Annotated in this window: 10 protein-coding genes and 1 pseudogene; all 11 read left to right on the top strand. The window is 38.5% G+C overall.

All coding sequences use genetic code 11. The features are described 5' to 3' along the window. The first annotated feature begins 4 nt into the window (after window positions 1–4). Window positions 5–883, top strand: a complete 879-nt coding sequence (rsgA, locus tag G593_RS0110110; RefSeq protein ID WP_005337173.1) for a ribosome small subunit-dependent GTPase A — start codon at window positions 5–7, stop codon at window positions 881–883. 2 nt (window positions 884–885) lie between these two features. Then, complete coding sequence (gene rpe / locus G593_RS0110105; protein ID WP_005337174.1) at window positions 886–1,548, top strand: ribulose-phosphate 3-epimerase; 663 nt, start codon at window positions 886–888, stop codon at window positions 1,546–1,548. Further along, window positions 1,541–2,200 (top strand): thiamine diphosphokinase, encoded by a 660-nt coding sequence (locus G593_RS0110100; RefSeq protein WP_005337183.1) that lies wholly within the window; start codon window positions 1,541–1,543, stop codon window positions 2,198–2,200. The genes rpe and G593_RS0110100 overlap by 8 nt, the downstream gene beginning before the upstream one ends. Before the next feature lie 138 nt (window positions 2,201–2,338). Next, window positions 2,339–2,992 carry a response regulator transcription factor gene (locus G593_RS0110095; RefSeq protein ID WP_029731617.1) on the top strand — a complete coding sequence of 218 codons (654 nt, stop codon included), beginning with the start codon at window positions 2,339–2,341 and terminating at the stop codon, window positions 2,990–2,992. A 1-nt stretch (window position 2,993) separates the two neighbouring features. Continuing rightward, window positions 2,994–3,914 (top strand): sensor histidine kinase, encoded by a 921-nt coding sequence (locus G593_RS0110090; RefSeq protein ID WP_029731616.1) that lies wholly within the window; start codon window positions 2,994–2,996, stop codon window positions 3,912–3,914. Window positions 3,915–4,014: 100 nt separating this feature from the next. Continuing rightward, entirely contained in the window at window positions 4,015–4,698 is a 684-nt protein-coding gene (locus G593_RS0110085; protein ID WP_005337186.1) for an ABC transporter ATP-binding protein, read from the top strand. A gap of 11 nt (window positions 4,699–4,709) precedes the next feature. Then, window positions 4,710–7,451 carry an ABC transporter permease gene (locus G593_RS0110080; RefSeq protein ID WP_029731615.1) on the top strand — a complete coding sequence of 914 codons (2,742 nt, stop codon included), beginning with the start codon at window positions 4,710–4,712 and terminating at the stop codon, window positions 7,449–7,451. Window positions 7,452–7,484: 33 nt separating this feature from the next. Further along, window positions 7,485–7,550 (top strand): annotated as a pseudogene (locus tag G593_RS21745) (excisionase); the annotation flags it as partial. A gap of 126 nt (window positions 7,551–7,676) precedes the next feature. Beyond that, window positions 7,677–8,777, top strand: coding sequence for a redox-regulated ATPase YchF (gene ychF, locus G593_RS0110070; RefSeq protein ID WP_005334323.1), 1,101 nt, complete (start codon window positions 7,677–7,679; stop codon window positions 8,775–8,777). Between the two features lie 26 nt (window positions 8,778–8,803). Further along, window positions 8,804–9,670, top strand: a complete 867-nt coding sequence (lgt, locus tag G593_RS0110065) for a prolipoprotein diacylglyceryl transferase (RefSeq protein WP_022279180.1) — start codon at window positions 8,804–8,806, stop codon at window positions 9,668–9,670. A gap of 171 nt (window positions 9,671–9,841) precedes the next feature. Continuing rightward, the gene (nifJ, locus tag G593_RS0110060; protein ID WP_005337192.1) at window positions 9,842–13,381 is read left to right on the top strand and encodes a pyruvate:ferredoxin (flavodoxin) oxidoreductase; all 3,540 of its coding nucleotides are present in this window, start codon (window positions 9,842–9,844) and stop codon (window positions 13,379–13,381) included. Window positions 13,382–13,587 lie beyond the last annotated feature (206 nt).

Raw genomic sequence — 13,587 nt, 5'->3', positions numbered from 1 at the left:
AAAGATGCAGGGAAAGATAGTAAAAGGAATTGCCGGATTCTACTACGTTCATGTAGTAGAATCCGGTGTTTATGAATGTAAAGCGAAAGGAATCTTTCGCAAGGATAAGAAAAAACCACTGGTAGGCGATGACGTAGAAATCGAAGTTTTAAGTGAAGTGGAAAAGACTGGAAGTATTATAAACATTTTTGAGAGAAAGAATGAATTGATCCGACCAGCAGTTGCTAATATTGACCAGGCACTGGTCGTATTTGCAGCGGCAAAGCCAAGTCCGCATTTTAACCTGCTTGACAGATTTCTTGTTATGATGCAGACGAAAGAGATACCGGTGATTTTGTGCTTTAATAAAGAGGATATTGCTTCTGAAGAAAAATTATCGGAACTGGCGGAAATCTATGAAAAATGTGGGTGCCAGCTTATATTTGTCAGTGCAAAAGAAGAAAAGAATATGGAAACTTTGCGCAGGATGCTGGAAGGTAAGACTACAGCAATTGCTGGCCCTTCCGGGGTCGGAAAGTCGTCAATTATCAATTTTTTAAATCCAAAGGCCAATATGGAAACCGGCAGTATCAGTAGAAAGATTGAGCGAGGAAAGCATACGACAAGACATTCAGAACTATTTATGATTGGTGAAGATTCTTATATTATGGATACGCCTGGATTCAGTTCATTATATGTGAATGATTTTGAAAAAGAAGAGCTGAAATATTATTTCCCGGAGTTTGAACCTTATGAAGGTCAGTGCAGATTTAACGGGTGTGATCATATTCATGAACCAGGTTGTGCTGTGAAAGAAGCCGTCGAAAAAGGAAAAATCCATGCTGTCAGATATGAAGATTATAAAGAGTTATATGAGGAATTGAAAAATAAGAGGAGGTACTAGTTATGGATTACATTTTAGCGCCGTCAATATTGTCGGCAGATTTTAAAGTTCTTGGAGAGCAGATGAAATTTACAGAGGATAATGGTGCAAAATATCTGCATTTTGATGTCATGGATGGAATGTTCGTTCCAAGCATTTCTTTTGGAATGCCGGTATTAAAATCTATCCACAATGCAACAGACCAGGTTATGGATGCGCATCTTATGGTGCAGGAACCAATTCGTTACGTGGAGGCTTTTAAAGAAGCAGGAGCCGATATCGTGACGATTCATCTGGAAGCCTGTGAAGATGTGAACGCTACAATTGCGAAGATTCGTGATTGTGGAATGAAAGTAGGACTTTCTATCTGCCCGGAAACACCGGTTTCAAAAGTAGAGAATCTGTTAAAAGACATTGATATGTTACTGATCATGAGTGTACATCCGGGATTTGGAGGACAGAAGTTTATTCCGGAATCTCTGGATAAGATTCGTGAGGCGAGAAAAATGATCACAGATCAGGGACTTTTCGTAGATATCCAGGTCGATGGAGGAATCTACCAGACTAATGTCAAAGAAGTACTGGATGCAGGAGCGAATATTATTGTAGCCGGTTCAGCAGTATTTAAAGGAGACCCTGCAGAAAATACAAAAGCGATGATGGAGATTTTGAAGACTTATGAGTAAGAAAATTGTGATTGTAAGTGGTGGAGAGTTAGAGGAATCTTTTGTATTATCAGAACTTGAAACACTGGACAGTCAGTTTATTATTGGTGTTGATAAGGGAATGGAATTTCTTTATCATCATAAGATACTTCCAAGTTATATTGTTGGAGATTTCGACAGTGTAGACCAGAAAATCGGAGACTATTACTGCAATGAGACGAAAGTTCCGATCCGCGAATTTAATCCGGTAAAAGATGCATCAGATACAGAAATCGCAATTCGCCTGGCAATGACACTTGGAGCCAGTGAAATCTATATCCTCGGAGCGACCGGTGGAAGAATCGACCATCTGTGGGCAAATGTACAGACACTCACAATTCCATTTAAAGCGGGAGTTGATGCGGTCATTCTGGATTCCCAGAATAAGATTCGCCTGATTGGCGGCGACACAGTAATCCGTCGCGAGGATGCATATGGACCGTATTTTTCAATATTCCCATTAGGACAGGAGATTTACAGCTTGAGCATCAAAGGTGCAAAATATCCGCTTCATGATCATAAGCTCACACCTTATGACAGTCTGTGTGTCAGCAACCAGTTCGAAGAAGATGAAGTAAAGATTACATTTGGTTCCGGGATTGTAATTCTGATGGAAACCCTGGATAAAAAGTAAACAGACAAAATGATGTTGGGGTCATAAAATATCAGGCAGGATATGTTCTCGAAAAAAGGATATATCCTGCTTTTTTACATAACGGTAAGAATGCAAGGACATTTTTAATATATAAGTTAGAAAAATCAGGAGGTGTGTATGGTAATAGGAATTATAGAAGATGACAATTTGTTAAGAAAAGCATTAGATACATCTATGAAAAATCAAGGTTATACAACGATTCTTGCCGCTTCAAGAAAAGAAGCAATTAAAAATATAGATAGATCTGTAGATTTGTTGATCGTAGATATTGGATTACCGGATGGAGATGGAATAAATCTATATCAAGAGCTTCAAAAAAATGGAAGAATCCCAGCAATTTTTTTAACTGCAAAAGATGATGAAAAAGATATGTTAAAAGCATTTGATATAGGAGCAGATGATTATGTGGTCAAACCATTTTCAATAAAGGTATTGTTAAAACGTATGGAAGTTGTTTTGAAGAGAAAATCAAATGAAAATGTTTTTATGTGCGGGCAGGTCATCTTGTATTCGGATAGAAAACAGGTTTTTGTAGGAAAAACAGAAATATCGTTAACACTCAAAGAGTATCAGCTTTTGGAATATTTTATTATGAACCAGAATCAGGTTCTTACAAAAGAGATGATCATGGAAAATATATGGGGAATCGATAGTGAATTCATTGATCCTAACACAATTAGCGTTATGATCAGCAGATTGAAAAAGAAATTGAATGATTCATCGAATGTTATCAGTAATGTATTTGGAATGGGATATAGAATGGGAGAGTAGCATGGCTGTAGCAATTTTTACAGTACTTTTAATAGGTTTCATACTCGGAGGAAGCACTGTATATTTAGTTGAAAATCATTTGAGAACAAATGAAATGAATAAAATATATAAATTGACGGAATCCTTAATAAACGGCAATGAATTAGATGGTTCTGATATAGGGAAAGAAACAATCTATTCTAAAACGACCAATCAATTAATCCGTTTACAGGAAATATTGGAAGGAAGAAGGAAAGAGGCTGAAAAAAGTAAATATGAGATACAGAAATTAATTTCTGAGATTGCACATCAACTAAGGACACCGCTGGCGAATATAAAAAATTATACAGAATTGCTGCAAGAGTCATTAAATGAAACTCAAGAAACAGTGAATACAGAATACATAAAAGACTTGCGAACAAGTGAAGAACAATTATGTTTTTTGGTGGAGAGCTTTATAAAAACTGCCCGATTAGAGCAGGGAATCATACAAGTTCACACTCAAAAAGAAAATCTTGTTGAAACGATTCTAAATGCGTTGGGGCAAATACAGAAAAAAGCAGAAGAGAAAGATATCTATTTTCAAGTAGAATTGCCGGAGAAAATCATTTGCGAACATGATAAAAACTGGATGTGTGAGGCGTTTTATAATGTGTTTGATAATGCAGTCAAATATAGTACAAACAACAGCACGATCAATATCACAATGAAACAGACAGAAATGTTTTATAAAATTCAAGTAAGAGATTATGGAATCGGAATAAAAGACGGAGAAGAAAATAAAATTTTTCAAAGATTTTATCGTGGTGAACAGGCAAGAGGGCAGGAAGGATGCGGAATTGGTTTATATCTTTCCAGAGAGATTGTTTTATTACAAAAAGGGATGATAAAAGCAAAACAAATGAATCCAGGGATGCTTATAGAGGTGAATCTTCCGATATAGACAATTCATATGCACCTTGTAAGAAGTTTGTAAGATGTACCATGTAAAATAGAGTATGGCTGAAAAAAAGTAGTATTTGCGAAGGGAGTTTACAGAAAAGATGGACATAATTAAAGCCATAAATCTTAAAAAATATTATACATCCGATACATATGAAGTGCGTGCTTTAGATGGTGTGTCACTAACAGTAGAAGAGGGCGAATTTATAGCAGTTGTCGGCACATCTGGGTGTGGAAAGACAACACTTATGAACATTTTGGGAGGTCTTGATACTCCGGATTTTGGAGGTGTCTGGATCAGAAATACAAGTTTAAAAGATCTTAACAAGGAAGAAAGAACGATATTCAGAAGAAGAAATATCGGATTTGTATTTCAGCAATATAATTTGATACCTTCTCTTAGCATACGCGAAAATATAGTTCTTCCGATGCGACTGGATGGTAAGGAAATCGATGTAGATTTTTTCAATGAAATTGTAGAAACACTTGGATTAAAAGATAAATTAGAACGTTTTCCATCAACACTGTCCGGCGGGCAGCAACAGCGAGTTTCTATCGCGCGGGCATTATTAACGAAACCGGCAATTGTCCTGGCGGATGAACCGACCGGAAATCTGGATTCTGTTACAAGTATGGAAGTCGTAGGATTACTAAAATCCTGTGCCGCAAGATTCCATCAGACGACATTGATCGTGACTCATCAAGAGGAAGTAGCGCAGATGGCAGACAGAGTAATACGTATGTCCGATGGGAAAATCTATACAAGAGATTGTAACGATTGTTAGGAGGTATCATTATGTTTCATAAGAACATTCCAAATAACAATAAAGACATAATCCGATTTCTGGCTAAAAATTTTGCAGGCACAAAAAAGGTAAGAAATGCGATTTTATTTTGCTCGGTAGTAATCGGAATTGTTGCGATTACCATGGTATTCGGAATCTCCGTTGGAAAAATACAGGCAGAAGAAATAAGATTAATCAGAGAAAATGGAACTGCTTCTTCGGGCAGAATAGAAGATGGAACAGAAGAACAATATGCAAAATTAAAACAACTGGATTATATAAAACAAGTTGGGAAAAGTATTTTTGTAGGTGAAGCTACAGACATTTCTAAGAATAATGAAAAAACGATATGCAACGTAGTTTGGGCTGACTTGGAAAGCTGGAACTCTTTTTTGAAGCCTGCATATACCAATGTGATTGGAAATTACCCACAGAAAAAGGATGAAATTCTATTATCTGAGAGGGCATTGAAAAAACTAGGTATTTCTGAACCAGAACAGGGAATGGAAATAAACTTAGATGTATACAAAGGTCTGTTCGAGCATTCGAAAGAAAAATTCAAGCTATGTGGCTGGTATACGGACTCTGGAAATGAATTGTCAATCGGATATATTTCACATGACAAAATTAAAGAGTTGAAACTGGAAAAGGGTCCCTATACTTTACTTTTCAGTCAGAGCAATCATTTAAGCAGAAGCAAAACAGAAGAAAAATTATATCAGGCATTGCCGATGAAGAGTGCAGATCAGAAGATATACGTTTCTGATACAGCACAATATACTGCCGTTTCTAAATTCGCAGGTGGATATGAGATGGTGATATTAGGAACGATAGGTATTTTGTGCGGAATTTATTTCCTTGTGCGCAATGTCCTTTGGATATCCATGAGTGAAGATGTTCAAAATCTCGGTTTGCTCCACACGATTGGAGCTACAGAAAGACAGATTACGAAAATTTACCGGAAACAAATGCGATTACTCATGTTAAAAGGCTCTGCCTTGGGAAGTTTGATTTCTGCACTGATTTTGATTTTATTGATACCGAAAATATTAGGCTTTCATTTTTATCAGGAAATGGGAGGAAACACGATACTTTCCTTTTTCAGGCCGTGGATTCTTTTGATTTCTGTTCTATTTGTAAATGGAATTCTGTGGATAGCATCGGAAGGTGTTATTAGAAAAATAACGACTCTGTCTTGCGTTGAGAGTGCTACTTATGATGGAAATAAGCTTAACAGAAAAAGAAAACATCCTGTGGAAATGGTGTTGAAACGTTCTGAAATAGGAGAAATGCTTTATATTGCATGGGGAAATATAACACGACAGAAAGCACGATTTATCATTACAAGTCTTTCTATATTTTTAGGTGTCCTATCCTTTATTCTAATGAATGTACTTACAAATGGATGTGATTATAAGCATCTTCTTGAGAAACGTCCTGATTTTTTGCTGGCAGGAGAGTTTAGCGAATTTGGGAAAAGCCAGGGGTGTGGGGAAGAATATAAAACAAGAGAAATCGATGTGGATCCTTTGCTGACGCAGGGAGATGGTGTGGAACTGTTGTATGATAACGATTATGATGAATTTTCACCAATTTCTCAAGAGTTGGAGAAAAAATTACACAAGATAGATGGTATCGATTGGGAGAATTCTAATCTGATCGAAGGAGCTTATGTAACTACAGTTATATCCAGAAAGGGCATCCGTCCTTATGATGAAGGGCTTTCGAATCTTACAAATGACAATATGGTGGAAGGATTCAGTTGGGATACGGTGCAGATTTTAAATGAAAATCAAATCTTGTCGCTTAAGAAATACGTTCAGGATAATCAACTCAATATTGATTTGAAATCTTTGGAAGAAGGAAATGGCGTGCTGATCATACATGATCATATGCTGACTCCGGAACAGCAAAAACTTGCAGATGAAGCAATTGGCGAACCAGTATACTTTAAAACTTTGCTTTCAAGAGAAGATGCGATTCGTAGAAAAGAACAAAATAATTCTGATAGTAAAGAGAAACAACAGGAAGACGAATTCCCTCAAAAAGAATCTGAAACATTTACTCTATGTGGTTATTTGGATCGGCAAAACGATGATTTCCCGGAAATAAATCAATCTTGGCATGGAGAATGCAGCTTATACTATTTTATCAGTGAGAAAGGCTTTCAAAAGATACCAACTGAGAAAAAGATATTAGCAATGGAATTAACTGCTGATCCAAAAAAAGAACCTTATGTGAAAACACAGATCAGCGAGCTGATATCCGAGGAAAATAAGAAACGATCCGAAATGACAGAAGTATCGATGGATGAAGGCACAGGCGAAGCAGGAGTTTTTGTTATCTGTAAATCAGACCTGATGCAGCAAAAAGAAACATATATGAGAGGAAATCGAATTCTCTTAGGTGCTATAAGCATCATATTATTCATTGCGGGATTGACCAATTATTGTAACGTCGTATTTACCGGGATGTACGCTCGGAGAAAAGAATTTGATATTATGAAAAGCATCGGGATGACCGATAAGCAAATGAAATTAATGCTCTTTGGAGAAGGCAGTTATTATTTTATGTGTGTGATGGGATTGTTGTTTACTGCGGGAATGGTAGTCTTGGTTGGTGTGAAAATTTATATGGAAAATAAATTGTCATATTTTACATTTCATTGGCCGATTCTTATTACTGTAGGTGTAATGTTTTCTTTCGTGCTTATTAATGTCATGGTTACACATTTTATATGTAAGAAGAGATAGAAAGCCAATAAACACCTTTGATGTTGCAACGAGGGTACAAAAAAGCTTGTAAAGCGAAAAAAATTTGAAAAATTCATTTCGGAAAGTGTGGAAATATAAAGAGAAAGAGTCGGGGATGAGATGAAAATGATTATTCACAAAGATAAGATGCTATGGTATAATACAGGGTATTGTATTAAGGTTATTAAGAAAGATAAAGAGGATTTATAGGAGGAATATAGAAAGATGAAATTAGGAATCGTGGGATTACCGAATGTAGGTAAGAGTACCCTTTTTAATTCACTGACAAAAGCAGGAGCGGAGTCTGCAAACTATCCGTTTTGTACCATTGACCCGAATGTCGGAGTTGTAACTGTGCCGGACGAGAGACTGAATGTCCTTGGCGAGATGTATCACACGAAGAAGATCATCCCGGCTGCAATTGAGTTCGTAGATATTGCAGGACTTGTAAAGGGAGCATCAAAAGGAGAAGGGCTTGGAAATCAGTTCCTTGCAAATATCCGTGAAGTAGATGCGATCGTGCATGTAGTACGTTGTTTTGAGAACAGTAATATTGTACATGTAGATGGAAGTATTGATCCGCTCAGAGATATTGAGACAATTAATCTGGAGCTTATCTTCTCAGACCTTGAGATCCTGGAGAGAAGAATTGCAAAGACAACTAAGGTTGCAAGAAATGACAAGGCAGCAGCAAAAGAGCTGGCTCTTCTTGAGAAGATCAAAGCACATCTGGAAGATGGAAGACTTGCCAAGACATTTGACGCAGTAGAAGATGAGGAAGAAGAGGAGTGGCTTAAGAGTTATAATCTTCTGACATATAAACCGGTCATCTACGCTGCAAATGTATCAGAAGATGATCTTGCAGATGACGGAGCTTCCAATGCAGGAGTTCAGGCAGTCAGAGAGTATGCTGCAAAAGAAGAAAGTGAAGTATTTGTAGTATGTGCAGAAATTGAAGCTGAGATTTCTGAATTAGATGATGATGAGAAAAAAATGTTCCTGGAAGATCTTGGTCTTACTGAGTCAGGACTTGAGAAACTGATCAAGGCAAGCTACAAGCTCCTCGGACTGATCAGTTATCTGACTGCAGGTGAACCGGAGGTCCGTGCATGGACAATTACAGAGGGAACAAAGGCACCGCAGGCAGCAGGAAAGATCCACTCTGATTTTGAACGTGGATTTATCCGAGCAGAGGTTGTTTCTTATGATGACTTGATTGCATGTGGAAGTCATGCAGCTGCAAAAGAAAAAGGTCTGATCCGTCTGGAAGGAAAAGAATATGTAGTAAAAGACGGCGATATTATGTTATTCCGATTTAATGTATAATCACAGTGTGGAAGGAAGTATGAAAAATGACTAGAACGATTGATTTTCCACATCTGGGAATACATCTTTCTTCAGTAGGGAATCATATTACGGTATTTGGATTTGATATTGCTTATTACGGAATGATCATAGGTGCTGGGATTCTTGCCGGAATTTTTATGGCAGTATATGAAGCAAAAAGAACTGGACAGAAAGAAGAAGATTATTATGATCTGTCTATTTGTGCAGTAGTCATTTCAATCATCGGTGCCAGGGCATATTACGTGATTTTTTCATGGGATATGTACAAAGATGACCTGCTTAGTATTTTTAACCTCAGACAGGGAGGGCTTGCAATTTACGGCGGTGTGATCGCAGCGGTTCTTACAGTAATTGTATTTGCAAAAGTGAAGAAATTATCAGCAGCACAGATCTTTGATACAGCAGGTCTTGGACTTGTACTTGGACAGGCAATCGGACGCTGGGGAAATTTCTTTAACAGGGAAGCATTTGGTGAGTATACAGATGGATTATTTGCTATGAAACTTCCGGTAGATGCAGTCAGATCTTCGGATATCACGGATTTAATGAGAAAACACATGGAAACAGTGGATGGGGTATCTTATATTCAAGTGAGCCCGACATATCTTTATGAGTCTATGTGGTGTTTCGCCTTGTTGATATTACTGTTGTTGTATCGCAGACATAAAAAGTTCCAGGGAGAAGTATTCTTGATGTATCTGTTTGGATATGGTGCAGGAAGAGCATGGATCGAGGGATTAAGAACAGATCAGCTCTGGATTCCGGGTACAGAAATTCCGGTATCACAGGTTCTTGCCGGAACCATTGTAGTTGTATCATTTGTTTTGATTGTATATAATCGAATAAAGATTAAGAAAAAAGCTGCTTGTTAGGCAGCTTTTTTAGTGTTATTGCATTAGAAAGAGAAGCGTCGTTAATTTTGTATCAAAAAAGGAACAAAAAGAAACGGAGAATATCTAGACTTTTAAGAAGTGCCGGACTATAATATAAGATATATGTAAAGAATTAGTTTTCTTGAATAATGTCTAAGGAGGAACAACAAAATGGCAAGAAAAATGAAAACCATGGATGGTAATCAGGCCGCAGCACATGCTTCATATGCATATACTGAAGTAGCAGCTATTTACCCAATTACACCATCATCTGTTATGCCGGAGCATGTAGATGAGTGGGCTACAGAAGGCAGAAAGAATATATTTGGAGAGACTGTTCAGGTAACAGAGATGCAGTCAGAGGCTGGTGCAGCAGGAGCCGTTCATGGATCCCTGGCAGCAGGAGCACTTACAACAACATTTACAGCATCTCAGGGATTGCTGTTGATGATTCCTAACTTATATAAAGTTGCAGGGGAGCAGCTTCCTGGAGTATTCCATGTATCAGCTCGTGCACTTGCAAGTCATGCACTTTCAATTTTTGGAGATCACTCTGATGTTTACGCCTGTCGTCAGACTGGTGCAGCTATGCTGTGTGAGTCCAGTGTACAGGAAGTTATGGATCTGACACCAGTTGCACATTGTGCAGCATTAAAGGGAAAACTTCCATTTATCAACTTTTTTGATGGATTCCGTACATCACACGAGATTCAGAAGATTGAGACTTGGGATTATGAAGATCTGAAAGATCTGGTAGATATGAACGCAATCGATGAATTCAGAAAGCATGCTCTGAATCCTAATCACCCATGCCAGAGAGGTTCTGCTCAGAACCCGGATATCTTCTTCCAGGCAAGAGAAGCATGTAACCCATACTACGATGCTATGCCGGCAATCGTTCAGGAGTACATGGACAAAGTTAATGCTAAGATTGGAACAGATTATAAACTGTTTAACTATTATGGAGCAGAGGATGCTGAGAAAGTCATCATCGCTATGGGATCTGTCTGCGATACTATTGAGGAGACAATCGATTACTTAAGAGCAGCCGGAGAGAAAGTCGGAGTTGTAAAGGTTCGTCTTTACAGACCATTCTGTGCACAGGCACTTATCGACGCTATTCCGGACACTGTAAAATATATCAATGTTCTTGACAGAACAAAAGAGCCAGGAGCAGAAGGAGAGCCATTATATCTGGATGTCGTATCTGCACTGAAAGGATCTAAGTTTGATAGTATTCCGGTTAATTGTGGACGTTATGGATTAGGTTCTAAAGATACAACACCGGCTCAGATTGTTGCTGTATTTAACAATGTTGACAGAAAGAGATTTACAATTGGTATTGAGGATGATGTTACACATCTGTCACTGGAAGTTGGAGCTCCGCTGGTTACAACACCAGAGGGAACAATCAACTGTAAGTTCTGGGGACTTGGAGCAGATGGTACTGTTGGAGCTAACAAGAACTCTATCAAGATTATTGGTGACAACACAGATATGTATGCACAGGCTTACTTTGATTATGATTCTAAGAAGTCCGGTGGTGTTACAATGTCACACCTGCGTTTCGGTAAGAAGCCAATCAAATCTACTTACCTGATTCACAAAGCAAACTTTGTAGCATGTCATAATCCATCTTATGTAAATAAATATAACATGGTTCAGGAGTTAGTAGACGGAGGAACATTCCTTCTGAACTGCTCATGGGATATGGAAGGTCTTGAGAAACATTTACCGGGACAGGTAAAAGCTTACATTGCAGACCACAATATTAAATTCTACACAATCGATGGTATCAAGATTGGTAAAGAAATCGGACTTGGCGGACGTATCAATACAGTTCTTCAGTCAGCATTCTTCAAGCTTGCAGCAATCATTCCTGAGGAAGAGGCAATCGACCTTATGAAGAAAGCAGCAAAAGCTACTTACGGAAGAAAAGGTGACAAGATTGTACAGATGAACTATGATGCTATTGATGCCGGTGCAAAACAGGTTGTAGAGATTCAGGTTCCGGATTCATGGAAATCCTGTCCGGATGAGGGACTCTTTACTCCGGAAGTAAAAGACGGTCGCGCAGATGTAGTTGCATTTGTTAAAAATATTCAGTCAAAAGTTAACTCACAGGAAGGTAATAACCTGCCAGTATCCGCATTTGTTGATTATGCTGATGGTTCTACACCTTCAGGATCTGCTGAGTATGAGAAACGTGGTATTGCAGTAGATATTCCGGTATGGAAATCAGAAAATTGTGTACAGTGTAACCGTTGTGCATATGTATGTCCACATGCAGTTATCCGTCCGGTAGCACTTACAGAAGAAGAGCTTGCTAAAGCACCGGAAGGAACAGAAGCAATCGATATGATCGGTATGCCGGGACTGAAATTTACAATGACAGTATCTGCTTATGACTGTACAGGTTGCGGATCTTGTGTCAATGTATGTCCAGGTAAGAAGGGTGAAAAAGCTCTTGTTATGGAGAACATGGAAGCAAATGCAGGTTCTCAGAAAGCATTTGACTTTGGTCGTGAGATCGAGGTAAAACCAGAGGTTGTTGCGAAGTTCAAACCTGCAACAGTAAAAGGAAGTCAGTTCAAGCAGCCACTGTTAGAGTTCTCAGGAGCTTGTGCAGGATGTGGTGAGACACCATATGCAAAACTGGTAACTCAGTTATTTGGAGATAGAATGTATATCGCTAATGCTACAGGATGTTCTTCTATCTGGGGTAACTCTTCACCGTCTACGCCATATACAGTAAACGCTAAGGGACAGGGACCGGCATGGTCTAACTCACTGTTCGAGGATAATGCTGAATTTGGTTATGGTATGTTACTTGGCCAGAAGGCTATCAGAAAGAGATTAAAAGCAGAAGTTGAGACAATTGCTGCAAGCGATAAAGCATCTGCAGAAGTAAAAGCAGCTTGTCAGGAATATCTTGACACATTTAACTGTGGAGCATCTAATGGTGATGCTACAGATAAACTTGTTGCAGCATTAGATGGTTGTGATTGTGATACATGTAAGGACATCGTTAAGAACAAAGATTTCCTGGCTAAGAAATCCCAGTGGATCTTTGGTGGAGACGGATGGGCTTACGATATCGGATTTGGCGGTGTAGACCATGTTCTTGCAAGTGGCGAGGATATTAACATCATGGTATTCGATACAGAGGTTTATTCTAACACAGGTGGACAGGCTTCAAAGGCTACTAAGACAGGTGCTACAGCACAGTTCGCAGCTGGTGGTAAAGAGACAAAGAAGAAAGACCTTGCAGGAATCGCAATGAGTTACGGTTATGTATATGTAGCACAGATCGCTATGGGTGCTGATTATAACCAGACTGTAAAAGCAATTGCAGAGGCAGAGGCTTATCCGGGACCATCACTCATCATTGCTTACGCTCCATGTATCAACCATGGTATTAAGAAAGGTATGAGCAAAGCTCAGACTGAGGAGCAGTTAGCAGTAGAGTGTGGATACTGGAATAACTTCAGATTCAACCCTGCAGCAGAGGGCGCTAAGTTCACACTGGATAGCAAAGAGCCTAAGGAAGAAGGATATCAGGAATTCCTGGACGGAGAAGTACGTTACAACGCACTGAAGAGAGCTAATCCGGAGAAGGCAGCAAGACTGTTCAAGAAAAATGAGCAGGAGGCTATGGAGAGATACGAGTATCTGAAGAAACTTGTAACACTCTATGGAGCAGAAGAGTAGAATTGATTCTATAAAGGATACGAGAATTCATGTAAATTAGAGGAGTGATATTGTATTTAGTACAATATCACTCCTCTTTTTGGAGTTCTGCAATCCTGCAGAGGCGTTCTTAAATTACATACATAAATGGAAATAAAACGGAATGATATTGGAACTATATTGAATTAATATGGAAAACATGATAATATAATGGAAATAATAAGAAG

This window comes from Dorea sp. AGR2135 (assembly GCF_000420885.1).
Taxonomy (GTDB): domain Bacteria; phylum Bacillota; class Clostridia; order Lachnospirales; family Lachnospiraceae; genus Dorea; species Dorea formicigenerans.
The sequence above is the reverse complement of the archived record's forward strand: the minus strand, read 5'-3'. Positions and strand labels throughout refer to the sequence as shown.

Bases quoted from the DNA above. Each gene is read 5' to 3' on its own strand.
- ychF (WP_005334323.1), top strand. From the start codon at position 7,677: ATGAAATTAGGAATCGTGGGATTACCGAATGTAGGTAAGAGTACCCTT.
- rsgA (WP_005337173.1), top strand. From the start codon at position 5: ATGCAGGGAAAGATAGTAAAAGGAATTGCCGGATTCTACTACGTTCAT.
- rpe (WP_005337174.1), top strand. From the start codon at position 886: ATGGATTACATTTTAGCGCCGTCAATATTGTCGGCAGATTTTAAAGTT.
- nifJ (WP_005337192.1), top strand. From the start codon at position 9,842: ATGGCAAGAAAAATGAAAACCATGGATGGTAATCAGGCCGCAGCACAT.
- G593_RS0110090 (WP_029731616.1), top strand. From the start codon at position 2,994: ATGGCTGTAGCAATTTTTACAGTACTTTTAATAGGTTTCATACTCGGA.
- lgt (WP_022279180.1), top strand. From the start codon at position 8,804: ATGACTAGAACGATTGATTTTCCACATCTGGGAATACATCTTTCTTCA.
- G593_RS0110100 (WP_005337183.1), top strand. From the start codon at position 1,541: ATGAGTAAGAAAATTGTGATTGTAAGTGGTGGAGAGTTAGAGGAATCT.
- G593_RS0110080 (WP_029731615.1), top strand. From the start codon at position 4,710: ATGTTTCATAAGAACATTCCAAATAACAATAAAGACATAATCCGATTT.
- G593_RS0110095 (WP_029731617.1), top strand. From the start codon at position 2,339: ATGGTAATAGGAATTATAGAAGATGACAATTTGTTAAGAAAAGCATTA.
- G593_RS0110085 (WP_005337186.1), top strand. From the start codon at position 4,015: ATGGACATAATTAAAGCCATAAATCTTAAAAAATATTATACATCCGAT.